This is a genomic window from Pedobacter sp. BMA (genome assembly GCF_001027745.1).
GTDB lineage: Bacteria > Bacteroidota > Bacteroidia > Sphingobacteriales > Sphingobacteriaceae > Pedobacter.
The window spans coordinates 284522-304320 of record NZ_LECU01000005.1 but is presented as its reverse complement, the minus strand read 5'-3'; the positions used below and the strand labels follow the sequence as shown (position 1 = coordinate 304320).

The window sequence follows — 19799 nt, the reverse complement described above, 5'->3', positions numbered from 1 at the left end:
TCAATATATTTTATATTGGCTTTAGACTATGCTTGTTCAGCCAATACTTTAGTTACTAAATCAGCAGCTTCTTTTAAAGCGATTGCTGAGTAAACCTGAAGGCCTGACTCGTCAATTAATGCTTTGGCTTCAGCAGCGTTAGTACCTTGTAAACGACAGATAATTGGCACAGGAATGTTTCCGATTTCTTTGTAAGCATCGATTACACCTTGAGCAACACGGTCGCAACGCACAATACCACCGAAGATGTTAATTAGTATTGCTTTTACATTCGGGTCTTTCAAAATGATATTGAAAGCCGCTTTAACTGTTTGTGCATTTGCAGTTCCACCTACGTCTAAGAAGTTTGCAGGCTCGCCCCCAGCTAACTTTATAATATCCATAGTAGCCATTGCTAAACCAGCTCCGTTAACCATACAACCTACGTTACCGTCAAGGTTAACAAAGTTTAAGTTAGATGCGCTTGCTTCAACTTCCATTGGATCTTCCTCTGAAACATCACGCATTGCAGCGTAATCAGCATGACGATATAAAGCGTTTTCATCTAAATTTACTTTAGCATCAACCGCAATTACTTTATCATCAGATGTTTTCAATACAGGATTGATTTCAAACATTGAAGAATCTGTAGCTTCATAAGCTTTGTATAATGCTGAAACGAACTTCACCATTTCTTTGAAAGCATTTCCGCTAACACCTAAGTTAAAAGCTATTTTACGGGCCTGAAAACCTTGTAAGCCAACTTTAGGGTCAATTTCTTCTTTGAAGATTAAGTGAGGTGTATGCTCAGCAACTTCTTCGATATCCATACCACCTTCGGTACTGTACATGATGATGTTACGGCCAGCCGCACGATCCAGCAATACTGAAATGTAGAATTCTTTAGTTTCAGAAGCGCCTGGATAATAAACATCCTGAGCAACTAAAATTTTGTTCACCAATTTTCCTTCCGGACCAGTTTGAGGTGTAACCAATTGCATTCCGATAATATCAGTTGCACGCTGTTTAACTTCATCAAGGTTTTTGGCTAATTTAACACCACCACCTTTACCGCGGCCACCTGCATGGATTTGCGCTTTAATTACAACCCAGTCAGAGTTATAGTCAATTTTCAATTGCTTAGCAGCCTCAACAGCTTGCTCAGGCGTATCGGCAACGATTCCTTCTTGAACGTTAACACCGAAACTTTTTAATATTTGTTTACCCTGGTATTCGTGAATATTCATTTGCTACAAAATTTGCCCAAAGCTACAATTCTAAAGGCTTTAAACAAATAGTAATTTCCGATTTTTTCGATAAAATGAACGTTTTGTGTTAATCTTCGAATTGGGTTGTTTAACTTCCGGCAAAGGGTGTACCGAAGATACCCACAGCGAGTTCTGCCCAGATCAGGAACAGGGAGATCAGGATCACAATCAGCATAATTGTTCTGGTCGTACCTGGTCTCAGGTTTCTGATAACCAGTTCTATGGCAATACCAGTACTTAAGAGCAGGATGGCAGCCACCGCAAAATCGGAAGGCGTCCATTTAACTTCATTTGTAAATTGCATGGCAATGAGAGGGATACTTAGCAAAACTGCTGTTATTGCCAAGATAATCGTGATCCTTAGCTTGCTTCCCTGAAGTCTTTGTTGATTTCTCATGATATTTAAATTTAATGTTTTGTTTTGAAATTATTGCTTACGCGTTAAACCTTTGCCAGCCCCGGTGCACTGGGCGCCGGGACAAACTAAAACTATAGCAAAGGGGCAAAGGCGACAGATCATTGTATAGAAAGTGAAATAGCTATCGTTGTATTCCCTTTTGGTTTTTGTGAACACTGAAATATTTAGCCGTTCTCCAATCCGGTAAATTCCAGGATACCCAATTGAAACTTTGGTAGCGTTCTTTGAAGTAGCCAATCCTTTCATCCAACTGCTTTGGGTAAAAAGCGTTGTTGCCGTCTGTTGAGATGAGTTTCGACCTGTTTTTATCCAATTCAGGCAATGTTTTGTCGGATAGTGAAAGCAGGTATCCGGCATCAAGGGTGATCGAATCGGCTCTTGACAGATTGTATTTTGCAATGAAAACATCCCAATTGATCGTGCTGAAAGCTAATAGCAGAATAAACCAGATGTAGCCATTAATTTTAAGCAGAAAGAAAAACGTTTTTTGACGGGCAACTTTTACATATACGGTGATCAGTCCAATACTACATAGCAGTGCAAAAACCAATACTCCGATTCTTTTGTGGGTTAATCCATAGAATTCAATGTAATAACCATCCCTGATCAGTACAGAGACAATCAGTAAAGCGTTCTGAACTATCCAGATATAGGTAAGTAACCTAAGCGTTTTGCTTTTTTTATAGAAATTGAGATTTCCTCTAAAGAAATAAATGATGATAAGCATGGCAAGTAGAATGCTAAAAATCAGGGTGTTGGTGCCGTCGTGCAAATCGGCAGAGAAATTTCCCGAAGGGGTATACCCAAACCAAAGCGTGGTAATATCAATGGCGTTTAAAAACAACAATAGCAGATTTAATACGCTAAATGAAACCAAGGCGGAGATAAACTCAGTTTTAAGCGCCAATTTGCGGGTGAGCAGATTGCCACTGAATGTGCTGACTACTTCGAACCAGATTGTTTTTTGCCTGATATTCTTTCTCAGCCGTAACAGATCTTCTTTAAACTTCAATTCAAAAGTCTGGAGCCCCTTGTTGAAAAAAGTAAAAACGAAGGCACTGGTGAGCACTAACCCAAAGCAGAAATGCATAAACCGTGGAAAGCTCAGGTCGGTAAAAAGGAAACCAAAAATGTTTGTAAAGAAATTGCCGAAGCTGGTTAACAAAGCTTCGCCATAGTGGGCAAAAACACTATTTGCCGCGGAGTACAGGCAAGCAAAAATAAAGAAGATAATAAAAGGGATAAACACATACTTGATGAGTTTGAAAAGCGGTTTCAGGTTAAAACGACCTATGTTAATTTCACTAAGATTTCGAACCGTATTGAAAGGGACGGTAATCATTTGTAAAATTGTTGCCAAAAAAGCAGTGAATACGGTTCTGATTTGCTGGTTATGACTAAACCCAATAAAAATGACCAGACTGACGTAGCAGGCGGCTAAACTCAGGAAAGAGTTATTGATTACAACAAGGATAGCAGCCAGCAGATGTGCAGCTGCGAAGAAATAAAATTTAGGGGTTTTGGCTACGTCGGTATTGAGCCAGGTAACGGTAGTTAGAAAGGCAGTGTAGATAAGCAGGTTTAATGCCAGCCGCTCTTGCCAGAATATTAAGCTAAACAACAAAGCGCCAAATAAGGCAGATAGCAGTAAAAAGTTCGATTTATTTGTTATTGTATTCATATTAAGTTTATGAGGTATAAGGATTTGTGTTTATTAAAAGTGCTTTGTATTTCAAAGTAATTAGTCAAAAAAAATAGGCTATAGTTTCTTAATCATTTTTTCGAGGGCATCCAGATGTGCTTTAAAGGCCTGCCTTCCCAGCATAGTAATAGAGTAGGTGGTGCTGGTTTTTCTGCCAATAAATCCTTTATGCACCTTGATGAATTCAGCCTGTTCAAGTGTGGTGAGGTGCGAAGCCAGATTGCCATCAGTAAGCTCGAGCATTTGCTTTAAGTCATTAAAGGCAAATTCATCATTCACCACCAAAATAGACATCACACCCAACCTGATCCGGCTGTCGAAAATCTTATTTAATTCTGCTATCGGATTTTTCATATTATTTGCCTTTCTCGTATTTAAAATACATTAAAAGACCGTAAACGATGTGTAATATACCAAAACCGAAAGCCCAGAAATACAAGCCATAACCTGTGTTAAACATGCATACAAGGCCTAACACAACCTCACAATAACCCAGATATTTAATGTCGCTATAAGTATATTTACTGGCGTTAATAAGTGCAAGACCATAAAAAACCAGGCATGTTGGCGCTATAATGCTGTAGGTATTAGGGTGATTAATCAGCAGGGCAATGATAAACAGGCCACCTGCCGCCAGTGGCGTAAATAAGTTGATCAGTAAAGATTTAGAAGTCTTATCCCAGATGGGGAGGTTATTTTTCTGACTTTTTCTGTAGGTGAACAATATTCCCCCGGCCAAAGCAATGATTAAAACGAAAACACCTAGTTTGATGAGGTTGAACTCCAGATCCATTTCTCCGCTTATACCATAGCCATATCCACGGTTATTCACGAATTTATTAATTTCATCATTGGCGAAATAAGCACCAATTAAAGCTATAACACCGGCAAAAACACCCGATAAGCCGCTTAAAGAAATAAACCGGGATGACCTGTCCATCATTTGTCTGATGTCTTTCAACGCATTTAACTGTTCTTCTGAGCTGTTCATTTTAAAAGTGCTTTGTTTTTCAAAGTTAAATAAGAAATTGATAACTCCAAATTTTATTTTAACTTTTTCTGATGTAAGGGATTAAGCAATTTTGCGGCAATTTCAAGGTAGCACGAATATGCTAGTACTTTACTGTTTCTCCTTTAGTCTTTCAGCTTTTTTAGTAAATTTGAACCATGCTAAAAGCCAGTGGTATTACTAAATCGTATGGAAATCTCCAGATATTAAAAGGTGTGGATTTCGAAGTACAAAAAGGGGAGATTGTAAGCATTATCGGGCCATCCGGTGCAGGAAAGAGCACACTCTTACATATATTGGGCACACTGGATAAACCTGACCAGGGTACCGTAGCCCTCAAAGGGACAGTAATTAACAAGCTTCATGGTGATTTACTTAGTGCTTTCAGGAATCAGAATATTGGCTTTGTTTTTCAGTTTCATCACCTCTTGCCCGAATTTAGTGCCATTGAAAATGTATGTATTCCGGCATTTATAGCCAAAACAAATAAAAAGCAGGCAGAAATCCGTGCGCTGGAATTATTGGATTTGTTTGGCCTTGCCGACCGGGCTCAGCATAAGCCTAATCAGCTTTCGGGTGGAGAACAGCAACGGGTAGCAATAGCACGGGCTTTAATTAACAATCCAACTATCGTTCTGGCCGATGAACCTTCAGGTAATCTGGATTCGGAAAATGCTGCTGCGCTGCATCAATTGTTCATCTCTCTGCGGGACAATTTCCAGCAAACTTTTGTTATTGTTACTCATAATGAACATTTGGCTAAAACCGGCGACCGGGTTGTGAGTATGAAAGACGGGTTAATTGTTTAAGCCTATTTACCCTCTTCAATATTCCGATACAAATCAGTCATTCATCAAAAATAATACGTTTTGAAAATATTAATTACAGGTGGCAATAACGCTAAAGCCTTAAAAATCATGAAGGCCTTTCCAAGCCACTTTGTTCTGTTAGCCGATTACGGCGAAGTAGCTGCTATCTCGACAGCACATTATGCTTTTAAATCCCTAGGTATGCTGAATATGGATAGCATTGCTCATATTTTGCTTAATTTTTGTATTACCGAAGCTATAGATGCTGTTCTACCACTTCATCATTTTGAAGTAGAGCCTTTGGCGAAATCATCAGTCCTTTTTGATGAATACGGCATTGGGGTGCTAACGCCTCCGGCTGAAGAACTGAATCAATACCTTTTGGCAGAGAAAAACACCTTTCAAAATTTCGCTATTTTCATTAAAGGGGAGTGCATTTTTGCCAGCGGTAAGGAGATTTTTGTGAAGCAAAGCGATGAAATTAATGGTGTGTTTGGCTATAATGATGCTGACGAAAAGTTAACTTTATTTACCCTATAACATGAATAGCCATCCCAATATAGCAGATAAAGGCCTCGTTATCTTTGAGCTCGATAATGTATTGTATCCGGAGAAAGATTATTTACTACAGGTTTACTATCTGTTTGCTCAATTTATAGAATATTCAGAGCAAAAGCCGGCATCGCCCATACTGGATTTCATGCGTGCTGAATTTGAAAATAATGGAGCTGTTGAACTTTTTGAAAAAACATCGACAGCATTTGATATAGACCTGAAATACAGGCACAACTTTGAGCTGCTTCATGAAAATGCCAGATTGCCACTAAAGCTTTTGCTTTATCAGAATGTGCTGCAATTTATGCAGGAACTGGTGGTAGACCGGAAGAAAATATTTATCGTTACCGCCGGAAACCCGGTTCAGCAGTTGAATAAAATAAAGCAGACAGAGTGGAATGGGCTGGAGAACTACCTAACTGTTTATTTCGAAGATGAGCTTAAGATACCCAAGTACGAAATATTTAATAATATACTTTTAGCGAATGAGTTAGCCGCCGAAAGTGTGCTGGTTGTAGGTGCGAATAAATATGATGAAACACAATCTGAATTGAGTAATTTGGCGTATATTGTATCATCAGAAATATACTAAAACCTATGTCAAAAAAGTTTTTATCTCAGCATACGATCTGGAGTGTGATGCTGCTATTACTGGTTGCTGCTTCATCTTGTAAAAAATCGAAATCGGAAGGTCCCAGCCGCGAAGAGCTAACCAAAGATTCTATTTATCTGTATGCGCAGCAAACCTATTACTGGAATTCAGGAATGCCCAGTTATGCTAATTTCAATCCCCGGAAATATAGCTCAAATAGTGCTATCCTCACCGCAATAAAGGCCTTGCCAAGTACAGGTGGTAAAGATAAGTATTCCTTTATTGATGATGGTACTGTTGCCAGTGAACTGGGAGGCGTTGCCGGTGATTTTGGCTTCTCCGTTTTTTTTAATGATGCAAATGACCTTCGAATAAAATATGTTTATGCCAGCTCTCCGGCAGCTGGACAGGGGCTGAAGAGGGGTTACCGGATAACCAAAATTAACGGAAGTACTGCGATCTCTACAAGTGATGCTAACATCAGTTATATTGTGAACGCAGTTTTTGGCACAGCAGCCTCAATTTCTTTAACCGTTACCAAGCCCGATGGTACCTCGCAGGATGTCACGTTGTCTAAAGCAAGTTACAATATTAATCCTGTGCTTTATAGTCACACCTATACCGTAGGGGCAAAAAAGGTTGGGTATATCGTATTCAACAGCTTTACAACCAATTCAGCTACTTTGCTGGATGCTGCATTTGCTCAGTTTGCAAATGATGGCATCACTGAACTGGTGGTGGATTTACGTTACAATGGCGGAGGTTCGGTAGCCACATCAGAGGCATTTACCAACCTCATTGCTCCGGCTTCGCAAAACGGAAAGGTGATGTACACGACATACTGGACTAAAACGATGCAGGATAAAGCCGCAACGATTCTTCAAAATCAGAAATTCTATGCCAAAGGTACCGATGGGGTGACCCGATTGTACTCATACTTTGATTATGATTATCAACCTACAGCTGCTGCGGGAAATCAGGAAGTTTTTACTAAAAGAGGAACTTTAAATACGCTGAACCGGGTATACTTTCTGGTGTTGAACGGCACGGCTTCGGCCAGTGAGTTATTGATTAATAACCTGAAGCCTGTGATGGACGTGAAATTGATTGGTAAAACAACATATGGTAAACCTGTTGGTTTCTTTGCCATACACATTGATAAAAATGATTTGTACATCCCTCAGTTTGAAACTAAAAACCAAAACAATGAAGGCGGGTATTTTAACGGGATGACGGTCGACAAGGATATCGCAGATGATGTGACGAAAGATTTCGGCGATCCGGCTGAGCGGCTTTTAGCACAGGCCTTGAATTACTCTGCAAATGGCATTTTTACCTCTTATGTAAAAGATAATACGATCAGTAGTACTTCGGGTTTATCACGTGCTTTATCAGATAATGCGGCCGAAAAACTTGACCATGAATTTAAAGGGATGGTTGAAACGAGGAAATTAAAACTAAATAAGTAAATCAATAAACTTATTAAAACCAGCGCAAAAAGCGCTGGTTTTTTTTTCTTTTTTGTTACGAAAAATGTGTTTATAAAGGTTGCTTTTTAAGCAAAAATTTAATAAGCTTGTTTAACCTTAATCGTTAAAGAGAATTATGCCAATAGAAATTGTAGAAAAAGAACATATAGGCTACCTGAACATTGTAAATGCTACCGAAGATCACGGAACTGAACTTAAAAGCAAATTAGAAGAAGCACAACGGCTGGGAAACGAGTTTAAATCTAAAGCCATCATTACATTTAATACAACGATTGGTCCGAAAAAAGTTGATACAACTGTTTGGTCGGTAACAGAGAAATTTATTCAGTTAAAAAACAATATTCATATTCCAATAAAAAGCTTAATCGATATCGACTTTTAGGTAGCTCTTTAAGGAAAATAAATCATCCCGCATTTATTTAACCCTTAGCCTGAAATATTAATGAGCACCTTACATAAAATTGCTTTAACCTTTATTAAATTTATCGGACCCGTGAGCGCCAGGAGTTTACTGGTACACTGTGGTAGCGCAGAACAGGTTTTCTCTGCATCCAGAAAGCAGCTTTTAAAGATTCCTGGTATTGGCGAGAGAATGGTTGATGCCATTCTGAACACCGATGCCTTGAAAAGGGCAGAAAAGGAACTCGCTTTTGTTGAAAAGCACGGAATCGAAGTGCTTTTTTATACAGATTCAAACTATCCCCAAAGGTTGAAAAATTGTTCTGATGCCCCGGTTTTGCTTTATTTTAAAGGCACTGTAAATTTTAATCACTCCCGAATCATCAGCATCGTGGGCACCCGCAATGCTACAGACTACGGCAAAATGTTGTGTAAACAGTTATGTGAAGTGCTGGCTCCCTATAACGTCTTAATTATAAGTGGTCTGGCATACGGTGTTGATGTTGCTACACATAAAGAATGCCTTCGTCATCACATTTCCACAGTGGGTGTACTGGGGCATGGTCTGGACCGTTTGTATCCTCAGATTCATAAAAGCGTTTCTCAGAAAATGGTTCTCAATGGAGGATTGTTATCTGAATTTCCGACCCAAACTAATCCCGACCGGCAGAACTTCCCTAAACGTAACCGCATCATTGCCGGCATTGCCGATGCAACCATCGTTGTGGAGGCTTCAATTAAAGGTGGTGCACTAATCACGGCAGAAATAGCCAATTCATATCACAAGGATGTATACGCTTTTCCGGGCAGAACAAATGATGTGTTTTCTGAAGGGTGTAACTTTCTGATTAAAACCAACAGAGCAGCGCTGATTAATCATGCGAAAGACCTGGTTTATTATCTCGGCTGGGATGACCAGTTGAATGAGACCACACAGCATACCCAGATGAGCCTGCAAATTAACCTTACTGCTAACGAACAGGCAGTTATCGCAGCATTGTCTAAAGGACAGCTTGCAATAGATGAATTAGCGCGCGTGTTAAATATTCAGCAAAGTAAACTGGCCATTGTTATCCTTACGCTGGAGATGCAGGGAATCATTGTATCCTTGCCAGGCAAGGTTTACAAGTTAGCTTAGTAGGTACAGGCTGGAAAAAATGATAATGTATTTTGCCCAATAATCAATCTATAATGCCTATTAAAATTGTAGTTTATGTAATAAAATTCTATATAATTGCAATTTTCAAAATTATGTTTTAAATAAAATATAGTTTATAAAATACTTAATGCCTTTGCTTAATTTTGTTGCATGTGGTACAATAATATTCTCGAAACCATTGGTAATACGCCATTGGTGAAATTAAATACAATTACTAAAGGTGTTCCGGGAACTATCCTGGCAAAAATAGAAACTACGAATCCTGGTAACTCCATTAAGGACCGTATGGCGGTTAAGATGATTGAAGATGCAGAGCGGAGCGGAAAACTAAAACCCGGCGGAACAATTATCGAGGGAACATCGGGTAATACCGGAATGGGGCTTGCTATGGCTGCTATTATTAAAGGCTATAAATGTATTTTTACGACAACTGATAAACAATCAAAAGAAAAAGTTGATGCTTTAAGGGCCTTTGGAGCCGAGGTAATTGTTTGTCCGACAAACGTTGAGCCTGAAGATCCACGGTCATACTATTCTGTTTCCTCTCGTTTAGAGCGGGAAGTTCCGAATTCATGGAAGCCCAATCAATATGATAACCTGGCCAATTCGCAGGCACACTATGAGCAAACGGGCCCTGAAATCTGGGCGCAAACGGAAGGTAAAATCACGCACCTGGTGGTAGGTGTAGGCACCGGAGGTACCATTTCTGGTACCGGTAAATATTTAAAAGAAAAAAATCCTGATATTAAGATTTGGGGTATTGATACCTACGGATCTGTCTTCAAAAAATATAAGGAAACCGGAATCTTTGATAAGGATGAAATCTACCCATACATTACAGAAGGGATAGGAGAAGATTTTCTACCTGCAAACGTAAATTTCGATGTCATTGATTTATTTGAAAAGGTAACTGATAAGGATGCAGCCCTGATGACACGCGACATTGCACGCAAGGAAGGCATCTTTGTAGGGAATTCAGCTGGTGCGGCTATTGGTGGGCTAATTCAGTTGAAAGATAAGCTGAAACCTGAAGATGTAGTTGTAGTTATTTTCCATGATCATGGAAGCCGCTACATGGGGAAAATGTACAATGAAGACTGGCTGCGCGAGCGCGGGTTTTTGAAGGATGAAAAATTAACAGCCAAGTCGATCCTGGCGAAAAAGGAAACTACAGAAATTGTTACGCTGGATGCCACCAAATCTGTATTGGAAGCCATCAATACCATTAAGTCGATGAATATTTCTCAGATTCCGGTTACACAGCAGGGAATGATTGTAGGTAAAATTGCTGAAAGCGACATTTTATCGGCTTTGCTAGAAAACCCCGGACTAAAATCTGCACCGATATCAGAGATTATGACCGCTACCTTTCCCTTTGTTGATTTGAACACTTCTATAGATAAGATTTCGTCGCTGATCAATAAGGAAAACTCAGCTGTACTGGTAGAGGATGAGGCAGGGAAAATAGAAATTATTACGCAGTATGATATTATCAATGCGATATCTGGTTAATGATTACTGGTGTACATTAACAGCCATAAAAAACGCCCGGGTGAATATTTCAGCCGGGCGTTTTACGTTATAATCCTGCCTCTAAGCTTTTTTGATTAGTGGCTTGGTGCATCTGCATTTACACGCTTAATTTGCGCGCCAAGGGCACGTAAACGCGTATCAATATCCTGGTAACCACGCTCGATTTGTTCGATATTGTAGATGGTCGATTTACCTTCAGCAGATAAAGCAGCGATTAACAATGACACTCCGGCCCTGATATCAGGAGAGGTCATGCTGATTCCGCGAAGTTTATATTTTTTGTCAATACCATTTACCGTTGCACGATGCGGATCACAAAGGATAATTTGAGCGCCCATGTCGATCAATTTGTCGACGAAGAATAAACGGCTCTCAAACATTTTTTGATGGATTAGGACGTTTCCTTTGGCTTGTGTAGCCACAACCAGTACGATACTTAATAAGTCTGGTGTAAACCCTGGCCATGGTGCGTCAGCAATGGTTAATATTGATCCGTCGATAAAAGTGTCAATCTCATAATGTTTTTGTGAAGGAACGAAAATATCATCGCCTCTGCGTTCCAGATGAATACCCAGTTTTTTAAATACTTCAGGAATTACGCCAAGTTCATCATAGCACACATTTTTGATGGTAATTTCCGATTCAGTCATTGCGGCTAAACCGATAAATGAACCAATTTCGATCATATCGGGCAACATTCTGTGTTCTGTTCCGCCTAAAACTTTTACCCCCTCGATGGTAAGTAAGTTTGAGCCAATACCAGAGATTTTTGCACCCATGCGGTTGAGCATTTTGCAAAGTTGCTGTAAATAAGGTTCACAGGCCGCATTGTAAATGGTGGTTGTACCTTTTGCTAAAACTGCAGCCATAACAATATTTGCAGTTCCTGTAACTGAGGCTTCATCCAGTAATATGTATGCACCTTGCAAATTGGTGGCATCTACATTAAAAAATGCTTTCTTGCTGTCATAAACAAATTTAGCGCCGAGCTTTTCGAAACCAATGAAGTGGGTATCCAACCTTCTACGCCCGATTTTATCACCACCAGGTTTAGGGATGGCCGCTTTACCAAAACGAGCCAATAGCGGACCAACGATCATGATCGAACCACGAAGACCTCCACCTTTAGCTTTAAAAGTTTCAGACTCGAAGAAATTCAGGTCAATGTTTTTTGCTTCGAAGGTATAGGTGTCTTTATTTATCCTTTCTACAATCACCCCTAAATCGCCAAGCAATTCAATAAGTTTGTTAACATCTTTAATATCGGGGATATTGCTGATGGTCACTTTCTCTTGGGTTAATAATACAGCCGATAAAATCTGTAAAGCTTCGTTTTTGGCGCCTTGAGGAGTGATTTCGCCTTTTAATTTAATTCCGCCTGTTATTTCAAATGCGTTCATATATCTTTTTAGTATTTAGTATAAAGTATCAAGTATTCAGATCGGGCGGGTACTCAACCTTCCGCCTTCCACCTTCTGCCATTTACCTTTCCTCTAATATTTGGGTTTGTTGTTATTTCTTCCGCGGTTATTATTATTGTTGTTACTATTATTCTGGCGGTTTTTACCGTTGTTGTTGTTATTATTATTCCGCCCGCGGTTATTGTTGTTGGTATTTTGACGTGGATTTTGAGCTCTGAACTCAACTTTGGCCAGGTTAACGCCTTCATCAAGCCTCAACATCCCGCCAGATAAATAACTTAAATCTTTTATGATTGTTTCATCCGATACATTGTCTTTGTTCCAGGTAACATAAGCCATTTTCATAAAATTGGCAATTCCCTGCACCATTACTTTCCTGCGTTCCATATCCTGTTCGGCCATGGCTTTTTCAATTAGTCCTTCAACAGTTTTACCATAATGTTTATAGGTAATCCTTCGCTGAGGATAGGGCAGAGGCTCCGGTCTTTTAAAAGCATTTTCGGGCAGGGGTTTAGGATAAGGGCTTTCCACATCAATCTGATAGCCTGAGATGATGTGCAAATGGTCCCAAAGCTTATGTTTAAAATCGGCAACATCTCTTAAATGTGGTTGTAAAAACCCCATTAAATCAATTACTGCCTGTGCATATTTATTTCGTTCTTCAATGGTGGGCAATTCGCAGATATACTTCACCATGTTTTGAACGTTGCGGCCGTATTCTGATAAAATCAGATGGCTTCGCGTAGTATTATAGTCGAAATTCATGTTCAAAATAAATTAATGGATAATATTCCGGCGATACGAATTATGAAATAACCAAAGGAGATGAGGTTATGAATTCACCGAAATGTCTAATTGCCGGACTTTCGTTTTATATACTCAAAGGTAAGAAAAATATCTTTAGCCAAAGATTAATATTGATTGATAATGTGGCCTGTTCTGCATTGATTATATCTCATCACTGTTTTTCGGATAGTCAAAGAAAACAAGTGTCCCTGTTCCCTTGCTTACCATTTTCCAGGATTCGAAAGGGAACCGGATGGAAACAACCCCTGCCGTTGGAATATTGTAGATGTCTGCATCACTCAGCTCGTTGGCAAAGTCTGTAAAACCCGGATTATGGCCAAACATAATCACGGTATCTGCCGAATCGTCGAGACCGTTTACCACCTTTAAAAGGGTAGCGGTATTGGCTTCGTAAATGGAATCTTGGTATTGTATATCTTCAAACTGATATGCTTCAGCAAAGAATTTTGCTGTGGATTTTGCACGTTTGGCAGGACTACTCACCATGAGGTCAAATTTAATTCCACGGTTTAGTAACCTTTCTGCCATTTCGGGGGCATTTTCTTTTCCGCGCTTATTTAGAGGCCTGTCGAAATCTTTTAAATCTAAGTTCCCCCAGTCCGACTTTCCGTGCCGAACCAACAATAATTGCTTAGCCATTTAGTTTTTGCTTAATTTTGTTTACAATTGTTTCAGGATCAATTAAATCCATACTACTGTGAACACCACACATGCATGGTTTGTTTCCATAAATAGAATTTGGCCTTGCAGGATGTTCTACTTGTATGCAATCGCTTTCTGCTTGTCCGTAGCCGAGGAAACCTGCATACGGGTGGGTGGGTCCCCAGATTGAAACCACGGGGATGCCAACTAGTGAAGCCATGTGCATTCCTGATGAATCCATGCTCACCATGAGGTCGAGGTTTGAAATGATGGCAAGTTCTTCACTTAGATTGAACGTTCCAATTAAATTGTAGGTATTGGAATAGGTTGAAGCCCATTCTTCAGCAACGCTTTTTTCAAACTTTCCACCACCAAAAATAAAGAGATCATAGCCCAATGCGCTAAGAGAAGCAATCACTTTTTCCATGCTATCCAGGGGATAGACTTTATAAATGTGCTGTGCGAAGGGGGCTATGCCTATCTTTTTTGTTTTGTTGTTTTCAAAGAATGCTTGTGCTTTTACCGGAAGCTGCTGCGGATCTTTTTTAAGCTGATAATTGAGGCTGACATCAAATTTCAGTTCGCGGAATACATCGGCATAACGTTCTACCGTGTGTTTTAATGGCCTGAATATCTTGTTTTTGGTGCGGGTCAATGCTTTTTTTTCTGCCCTGCCTTTATTTATCCTTTTAATTCTGATACCAGTTAAACGAAAAAAAGTAGAAATTGCCCTGCTTCTTAAATTATCATGTAAATCAGCAATTGCCGTGGGTTTGTACTTTCTAAGTTCCTGGTACAGTTTAAATAGTCCGTCAATTCCCTTATGTAGGGTTTTAGGCTGAATGGCATGGAATGTAAGGTTCTCGATGCCATCAAAAAAAGGCTTAAACCCCTCACGGCTAACCATTACTATTTCTACAGATGGGTTTTGTGCTGCGAAAGTTTTTAAAACAGAAGCTACCATAGCGACATCGCCCATGGCCGAAAAACGTAAAACGATAATTTTCTGGGGTGTTGCCATATTCACTTATATACCGATCAAATTAGCTTTTTTTATATAAAACCGGATTTAAACTCGGATCGTTGTACATCTTCATTTGCTTGTAAACCTTCATGTACTTTTTTCCAGCTTCAATATCTTTTAGCAATTCGTCGATACTGGTCGATAAATCATCGCGCTGTGATAATAATATGTTGAGTTTGTTTTGGCATTGTGCCCGATGTTCAGCAGAGGCGCTTTCTCGTTCCGCTTCTTCCTGCATGTGGTATATTTTTAGAGCGAGTATAGAAAGCCTGTCGATTGCCCACGCAGGGCTTTCGGTGTTGATTGTTGCATCTGGCAAAGCCTCAATTCCCTGATAAAGATTTAAGAAATAGCCATCAATAAATTCAACCATATCTGTGCGTACCTGGTTTTGAGCATCAATGCGCCGTTTCCAGCTTAAACCTTCTACCGGGTCGATGGTGGGATTGCGTACTACATCTTCCATATGCCATTGCGCTGTATCTATCCAGTTTTTGATATAGAACAGATGCTCCAGACTTTCCGCATCGTAGGGGTTTTCTACCGGATGGTCGATATCATCGAACCGGTGGTAATCTGAAATAACTTGATTAAATATATGGTTGGCAATTTCACTTATCATGGGGCAAAGTTATATTTTTTATAACAGATTGAACTGGTGTTATACTGCAGATTCACAAATTTCTCTACTGCGCGTAATTATGATTACAATGTTCCATTATTCTGCACATCTGCTGTTAAACTTTCTTTTGTTTAAAATACGTCGTAATCTCCTCCGGCGAAAAAGCGTTCAGACATTTATCGGCGCTTAAACCTCCTTTTCGCGCCACTAAAGTTCCGTAATGCATATCTTGGAATCCTTCGGTACGGTGGGCATCTGGATTGATCGACAGTAATACGCCTTTCTCCAGAGCATAACGATGCCAACGCCAGTCAAGGTCCAGTCTTAATGGGTTGGCGTTAATTTCAATCACAACTTTGTTTGCCGCGCAGGCATCGATTATTTTTTTATAGTCTATCGGATAACCAGCCCTGCTGAGCAGCAGGCGGCCTGTTGGATGGCCTAATATTGTCGTATATGGATTTTCAATGGCTTTAAGTAAACGCGAGGTTGCCTTTTCTTCATCCATTCTTAAATTGCTGTGCACAGAGGCAACGACAAAATCAAAGGTTTTAAGTACCTCATCCGCGTAATCCAAAGAACCATCGCTCAGGATATCACTCTCGATGCCTTTAAATATTTTGAAAGGAGCAAGCTTTTCATTTAACTGATCAATTTCCTGCTGTTGAGCAAAAACGCGTTGTTCATTTAATCCTTTGGCATATACAGCAGTTTTTGAATGGTCGCAGATACCAAGGTACTGCAAGTTTAACTCATTTTTACAGTATAAGGCCATTTGCTCCAGTGTATGCACCCCATCACTCCAGGTTGAGTGATTGTGAAGCGTGCCTTTCAAATCTTTATAGGTAATTAAGTCTGGGAGTTTGTGTTCTTTCGCCAAAACTAATTCATCAAAATCTTCCCTTAGCTCGGGCTCAATATAACTCAAACCTGCTGCGGTATAAATCTCCAGTTCGCTTTGAAAAGGGCCATTTCCGGCTTGCGCCAGTACTTTTTCTACATGTTCCGGATTTCCGGTTTGTTTAAACCACGCAAAATGGAATCCGGCACTATCTGCAAGCGTAAGCTTGATTCTCAGCCCGGCTTCAGTAGTAGTAATAAAAGCATCTTCGGCGGCGATGAGCGATAACGGTGTAAATGAAGCGAAGCCTGCCTTTATTTCTGAAAGCTGGTCAGTCCCGATTACAAATTCCAGTTCGTCGATAATTTCGCAGGCACGGCGGTACTGGCCGGCAAAGCCAAGTGCATATTGGGCATCGTATGTTAATAACCATTCAGATAAGTCGGCAAATAATGAGTTGGCAAAACGCTCAACCTGTGCATAAAGAAATCTGCCATTGGCTGCAAGTTTAAATTCTATCGCCTTTTTAATCTCCTCCTGGGTTTTTAAACCAAAACCTTTTGCCTCAATTAAACGGTTTTCGTTACAGGCATAATAGAGTTCTCCAATGCTTTCAATGGAGAGTGTGCGCCATATAATAAGTATTTTTTTCGGACCGATTCCTTTTATTCCCAGCATTTCGATAATGCCTTCCGGTGTTTGCTGAACAATATCTTTCAGTTCCTGAAGTTCGCCCGTTTGTAGCAGCTCTGTAATTTTTGCAGCAAGGCTTTTCCCGATTCCATCAATTTTATCGATCTCATCAATGGCTTTATCTTTCAATTGGAAAGGTAGTTTATCTACCTTGAAATAGGCATTTGCAATCGATTTTATTTTAAAAGGATTCTCTTCGTGCAACTCCATTAGTTGAGACAACAAGCGCAGCGTACGGGCGATGGTTTTATTTTCCATAAGCTGTAAAATTATAAAATAAAGCGCTAAAATATTCTTGCGTACTATTTTTTCAAACAGAATTTGCTAAAGTGTTGTTCTACAATTATGAAATTGGTAAAAACTTTCCTGCTGAGTGTATGCGCGATTTTTACTGCCTGTCAGTCTGGTAAAAATGCTGAGCATAAACAGGATTCGATTGCCAGCATTGAATCGGGTCCGGGCAAAATAGTTGACGAAAGGTTTTTAATAGTTCCGGGGCGCTCCGTGGGTGAGATTTCTTTGGGGGAAGATGTGGAAAGCGTTGGTAAGATTTTAGGTAAACCGGATGCGGGCGATGCTGCTATGGGTAAGGCCTGGGGCATCTGGTACAGCAACGATTCTACCGGGGGTATGAGAGACGAAATTGCTGTGTACTCTTCTTATAAAGATACCACCATGCGAATCAAAGATGTAAAGCAGGTGCGGATCACATCGGGAAAGTTTAAAACCCAGGATGGATTTACTACCGGTCAATCGGAGGCTGATACAAAGCTGAAGTTTCCGGGAATGGAAAAACTATCGGTTTATTTAAATCAGAATAATGACACAGTGACCGTTTATGATGCCAAACAGGATGGAATTGGTTTTGAGTTTTTGAAAGGAAAGAGCATTGGCTTAACCGTTCATCCAATGAATCAGTCTGTGAACGCAACCTATCTCACACTACACCCCGAATGGAAGAGAGTGGAATAGGGTTCAATTGGAAGATGTGAGATTGTACGCCTGTATGGCATCATCTCACATCTTTCATCTCAAATTATTTAATTATGGCTTCAAATGGCATTCTTGCCTGAATCCCTGAGCTGGCCATCACTTTCTTCATTTGTTGATAGAGCATATAATTATCTCCTAGTTCCTGTTTGGTGTAGAAGGTTTTAATACGGTCTGTACCTTCATCCATTAATGATTTCAAAGGATCAACTACATCAGGATATTCAGCTACTTTATATTCCTTAAGTTTTGCTTTTTTAGCGGCTGATTTAATTGCATCATTAAAGCTTCCGATTCTGTCTGCCAGACCAATTTGAACAGCGTCAGTGCCAATCCAAACGTGTCCGCCTCCAATGCTATCGATATAGGCTTTGGTTTTCTTTCTTCCGTTTGCTACCCTGGTGATGAATCCATCATAAACCCGGTTTAGCTGGTTTTGAATAATGAACCTTTCGCCTGCTGTCATTGGGCGGTTGGTGGCCATAATATCTGCGTATTTACCAGTCTTCACACCGTCGAAAGTAATTCCAAGTTTATTGGTCATCAGGTTCTGGAAATTTGGAATAATGCCAAATACCCCAATGGAACCCGTAATGGTATTCGGTTGAACAAAGATACTGTCAGCTGCGCAGCCAATGTAATACCCGCCTGATGCGGCAACATCACCAAAGGATGCAATAACCGGTTTTTCTTTCCTGGTCAATACAATTTCTCTCCAGATCACGTCTGATGCAAGCGCACTACCACCTGGTGAATTCACGCGAAGCACAACGGCTTTAATATCTTCATCTAAACGCGCTTTTCTGATGGCTCTGGAAATGCGTTCAGAACCGATCTGGTTGTCGTTCCCTTCACCTCCGTTAATTTCGCCATTGGCATAGATTACGGCCACTTTATCTTTCCCCGAACCTGTATCGGTATTGTTCTTTGCATAATCATTGATTGAAACCGAACGGATATTCTCACCCCTTGTTGTTCCGGATAATCCTTTCAGTTCTTCTATAATCTGGTCTTTATATTTCAATGCGTCGATCATTTTGAAATTTACTGCATCCTGAGGCTGCTGTACCCTATAATCATCAGCAATTTTATTTAAGCTATCTTTTTCTATGCTTCTGCTCTGTGCGATATCCGTTAAGAAGGTATTGTATAATCCACCCACATAAGCGGTTACCTGTTTACGGTTATAATCGCTCATTTTGTCTAAAATAAAGGGCTCTACAGCGCTTTTGTAATTTCCCACACGAATCACCTGCATTTCAACACCCACCTTTTCCAGCGTGCCTTTAAAGAACGTAAGTTCAGAACTAAAACCTTTAAATTCTAAAGCACCTTCCGGGTTTAAGTAAATTTTATCTGCAGCAGAAGCTAAATAATAAGCACCCTGAGTATATACTTCGCTATAAGCGATAATTTTTTTGTGCGATTTTTTGAAATCTATAAGTGCATTTCGCACTTCGCGCATGGTGGCAAAGCCTGCATTCGGACTGCTTACATTCAGGTAAATACATTTGATGTTATCATCTGTTTTTGCCCTTTTAATGGCTTTCAACAAATCATTCAAACCAATTCCTTCTTTCTCATCGCCACCAACAATTGGCAGGTTGCCAAAAGGGTTTTTGGGTGTACGTTCAGTCACGGCCTGGTCAAGGTTTAAAAACAGTACCGAGTTGTTTGAAACCGTTGTGGTTTTGTCGTTGTCGATCGAAGAAATTGCTCCAACAATGATTACGAAAATGATAATGAAAATAATTACCGTAGACAGGAAAAAACCCAGCATGGACGCAAATAGATACTTGAAGAAATCTTTCATTTAAATGTTAATTTTGTGCAGTAAAGATATAAA

General features: G+C 39.9%; 20 protein-coding genes. 8 read left to right on the top strand and 12 right to left on the bottom strand.

Annotated features, from left to right (window positions below; genetic code table 11):
* Positions 1 to 26 precede the first annotated feature (26 nt).
* The 5 genes from sucC to AB669_RS10810 form a co-directional block, all read right to left on the bottom strand.
* On the bottom strand, positions 27 to 1226 hold the full coding sequence (sucC, locus tag AB669_RS10830; protein WP_047799323.1) for an ADP-forming succinate--CoA ligase subunit beta: 1200 nt from the start codon (positions 1224 to 1226) through the stop codon (positions 27 to 29).
* A gap of 109 nt (positions 1227 to 1335) precedes the next feature.
* Positions 1336 to 1644 (bottom strand): hypothetical protein, encoded by a 309-nt coding sequence (locus AB669_RS10825; RefSeq protein WP_047799322.1) that lies wholly within the window; start codon positions 1642 to 1644, stop codon positions 1336 to 1338.
* Positions 1645 to 1786: 142 nt separating this feature from the next.
* Positions 1787 to 3346 (bottom strand): DUF4173 domain-containing protein, encoded by a 1560-nt coding sequence (locus tag AB669_RS10820; protein ID WP_047799321.1) that lies wholly within the window; start codon positions 3344 to 3346, stop codon positions 1787 to 1789.
* A 78-nt stretch (positions 3347 to 3424) separates the two neighbouring features.
* Positions 3425 to 3721 (bottom strand): transcriptional regulator, encoded by a 297-nt coding sequence (locus AB669_RS10815; protein ID WP_047799320.1) that lies wholly within the window; start codon positions 3719 to 3721, stop codon positions 3425 to 3427.
* Position 3722: 1 nt separating this feature from the next.
* Positions 3723 to 4358: a hypothetical protein gene (locus AB669_RS10810; RefSeq protein ID WP_047799319.1), complete on the bottom strand. Its 636-nt coding sequence runs from the start codon at positions 4356 to 4358 to the stop codon at positions 3723 to 3725.
* 176 nt (positions 4359 to 4534) lie between these two features.
* Here AB669_RS10810 and AB669_RS10805 point away from each other — a divergent pair, with 176 nt between their 5' ends.
* The 7 genes from AB669_RS10805 to AB669_RS10775 all read left to right on the top strand — a co-directional run bounded on the left by AB669_RS10805 (position 4535) and on the right by AB669_RS10775 (position 10892).
* Positions 4535 to 5185 carry an ABC transporter ATP-binding protein gene (locus AB669_RS10805; protein WP_047799318.1) on the top strand — a complete coding sequence of 217 codons (651 nt, stop codon included), beginning with the start codon at positions 4535 to 4537 and terminating at the stop codon, positions 5183 to 5185.
* A gap of 60 nt (positions 5186 to 5245) precedes the next feature.
* The gene (locus AB669_RS10800; protein WP_047799317.1) at positions 5246 to 5725 is read left to right on the top strand and encodes a hypothetical protein; all 480 of its coding nucleotides are present in this window, start codon (positions 5246 to 5248) and stop codon (positions 5723 to 5725) included.
* 1 nt (position 5726) lies between these two features.
* Positions 5727 to 6332: an HAD hydrolase-like protein gene (locus AB669_RS10795; RefSeq protein ID WP_047799316.1), complete on the top strand. Its 606-nt coding sequence runs from the start codon at positions 5727 to 5729 to the stop codon at positions 6330 to 6332.
* A 5-nt stretch (positions 6333 to 6337) separates the two neighbouring features.
* Positions 6338 to 7801 carry a S41 family peptidase gene (locus tag AB669_RS10790; protein ID WP_047799315.1) on the top strand — a complete coding sequence of 488 codons (1464 nt, stop codon included), beginning with the start codon at positions 6338 to 6340 and terminating at the stop codon, positions 7799 to 7801.
* A gap of 136 nt (positions 7802 to 7937) precedes the next feature.
* Entirely contained in the window at positions 7938 to 8204 is a 267-nt protein-coding gene (locus tag AB669_RS10785; protein ID WP_053058371.1) for a hypothetical protein, read from the top strand.
* Positions 8205 to 8264: 60 nt separating this feature from the next.
* Positions 8265 to 9359, top strand: coding sequence for a DNA-processing protein DprA (dprA, locus tag AB669_RS10780; RefSeq protein ID WP_047799313.1), 1095 nt, complete (start codon positions 8265 to 8267; stop codon positions 9357 to 9359).
* A 171-nt stretch (positions 9360 to 9530) separates the two neighbouring features.
* A complete protein-coding gene (locus AB669_RS10775; RefSeq protein ID WP_047799312.1) occupies positions 9531 to 10892 on the top strand; it encodes a pyridoxal-phosphate dependent enzyme in 1362 nt (453 codons plus the stop codon).
* 95 nt (positions 10893 to 10987) lie between these two features.
* Here the strand turns inward: AB669_RS10775 and murA are convergent, their stop codons facing one another.
* From murA to AB669_RS10745, 6 genes are all read right to left on the bottom strand, one after another.
* Complete coding sequence (gene murA / locus AB669_RS10770; protein ID WP_047799311.1) at positions 10988 to 12313, bottom strand: UDP-N-acetylglucosamine 1-carboxyvinyltransferase; 1326 nt, start codon at positions 12311 to 12313, stop codon at positions 10988 to 10990.
* 93 nt (positions 12314 to 12406) lie between these two features.
* Complete coding sequence (locus AB669_RS10765; protein WP_047799310.1) at positions 12407 to 13099, bottom strand: DUF4290 domain-containing protein; 693 nt, start codon at positions 13097 to 13099, stop codon at positions 12407 to 12409.
* 183 nt (positions 13100 to 13282) lie between these two features.
* Positions 13283 to 13780: a histidine phosphatase family protein gene (locus AB669_RS10760; RefSeq protein ID WP_047799309.1), complete on the bottom strand. Its 498-nt coding sequence runs from the start codon at positions 13778 to 13780 to the stop codon at positions 13283 to 13285.
* Positions 13773 to 14804: a glycosyltransferase family 9 protein gene (locus tag AB669_RS10755; RefSeq protein ID WP_047799308.1), complete on the bottom strand. Its 1032-nt coding sequence runs from the start codon at positions 14802 to 14804 to the stop codon at positions 13773 to 13775. The genes AB669_RS10760 and AB669_RS10755 overlap by 8 nt, the downstream gene beginning before the upstream one ends.
* Positions 14805 to 14826: 22 nt before the next feature.
* Entirely contained in the window at positions 14827 to 15429 is a 603-nt protein-coding gene (locus AB669_RS10750; RefSeq protein WP_047799307.1) for a DUF4254 domain-containing protein, read from the bottom strand.
* A gap of 115 nt (positions 15430 to 15544) precedes the next feature.
* Positions 15545 to 17221 carry a DNA polymerase/3'-5' exonuclease PolX gene (locus AB669_RS10745; protein ID WP_047799306.1) on the bottom strand — a complete coding sequence of 559 codons (1677 nt, stop codon included), beginning with the start codon at positions 17219 to 17221 and terminating at the stop codon, positions 15545 to 15547.
* A gap of 87 nt (positions 17222 to 17308) precedes the next feature.
* Here AB669_RS10745 and AB669_RS10740 point away from each other — a divergent pair, with 87 nt between their 5' ends.
* Complete coding sequence (locus tag AB669_RS10740) at positions 17309 to 17935, top strand: hypothetical protein (protein ID WP_047799305.1); 627 nt, start codon at positions 17309 to 17311, stop codon at positions 17933 to 17935.
* 64 nt (positions 17936 to 17999) lie between these two features.
* Here AB669_RS10740 and sppA read toward each other — a convergent pair whose 3' ends face one another.
* On the bottom strand, positions 18000 to 19766 hold the full coding sequence (gene sppA / locus AB669_RS10735; RefSeq protein WP_047799304.1) for a signal peptide peptidase SppA: 1767 nt from the start codon (positions 19764 to 19766) through the stop codon (positions 18000 to 18002).
* Positions 19767 to 19799: the final 33 nt, after the last annotated feature.

Excerpts from the sequence above, each read along its gene's own strand:
- sucC (WP_047799323.1), bottom strand. The coding sequence starts at position 1,226 with ATGAATATTCACGAATACCAGGGTAAACAAATATTAAAAAGTTTCGGT.
- AB669_RS10825 (WP_047799322.1), bottom strand. The coding sequence starts at position 1,644 with ATGAGAAATCAACAAAGACTTCAGGGAAGCAAGCTAAGGATCACGATT.
- AB669_RS10820 (WP_047799321.1), bottom strand. The coding sequence starts at position 3,346 with ATGAATACAATAACAAATAAATCGAACTTTTTACTGCTATCTGCCTTA.
- AB669_RS10815 (WP_047799320.1), bottom strand. The coding sequence starts at position 3,721 with ATGAAAAATCCGATAGCAGAATTAAATAAGATTTTCGACAGCCGGATC.
- AB669_RS10810 (WP_047799319.1), bottom strand. The coding sequence starts at position 4,358 with ATGAACAGCTCAGAAGAACAGTTAAATGCGTTGAAAGACATCAGACAA.
- AB669_RS10805 (WP_047799318.1), top strand. The coding sequence starts at position 4,535 with ATGCTAAAAGCCAGTGGTATTACTAAATCGTATGGAAATCTCCAGATA.
- AB669_RS10795 (WP_047799316.1), top strand. The coding sequence starts at position 5,727 with ATGAATAGCCATCCCAATATAGCAGATAAAGGCCTCGTTATCTTTGAG.
- AB669_RS10790 (WP_047799315.1), top strand. The coding sequence starts at position 6,338 with ATGTCAAAAAAGTTTTTATCTCAGCATACGATCTGGAGTGTGATGCTG.
- AB669_RS10785 (WP_053058371.1), top strand. The coding sequence starts at position 7,938 with ATGCCAATAGAAATTGTAGAAAAAGAACATATAGGCTACCTGAACATT.
- dprA (WP_047799313.1), top strand. The coding sequence starts at position 8,265 with ATGAGCACCTTACATAAAATTGCTTTAACCTTTATTAAATTTATCGGA.
- AB669_RS10775 (WP_047799312.1), top strand. The coding sequence starts at position 9,531 with ATGTGGTACAATAATATTCTCGAAACCATTGGTAATACGCCATTGGTG.
- murA (WP_047799311.1), bottom strand. The coding sequence starts at position 12,313 with ATGAACGCATTTGAAATAACAGGCGGAATTAAATTAAAAGGCGAAATC.
- AB669_RS10765 (WP_047799310.1), bottom strand. The coding sequence starts at position 13,099 with ATGAATTTCGACTATAATACTACGCGAAGCCATCTGATTTTATCAGAA.
- AB669_RS10760 (WP_047799309.1), bottom strand. The coding sequence starts at position 13,780 with ATGGCTAAGCAATTATTGTTGGTTCGGCACGGAAAGTCGGACTGGGGG.
- AB669_RS10755 (WP_047799308.1), bottom strand. The coding sequence starts at position 14,804 with ATGGCAACACCCCAGAAAATTATCGTTTTACGTTTTTCGGCCATGGGC.
- AB669_RS10750 (WP_047799307.1), bottom strand. The coding sequence starts at position 15,429 with ATGATAAGTGAAATTGCCAACCATATATTTAATCAAGTTATTTCAGAT.
- AB669_RS10745 (WP_047799306.1), bottom strand. The coding sequence starts at position 17,221 with ATGGAAAATAAAACCATCGCCCGTACGCTGCGCTTGTTGTCTCAACTA.
- AB669_RS10740 (WP_047799305.1), top strand. The coding sequence starts at position 17,309 with ATGAAATTGGTAAAAACTTTCCTGCTGAGTGTATGCGCGATTTTTACT.
- sppA (WP_047799304.1), bottom strand. The coding sequence starts at position 19,766 with ATGAAAGATTTCTTCAAGTATCTATTTGCGTCCATGCTGGGTTTTTTC.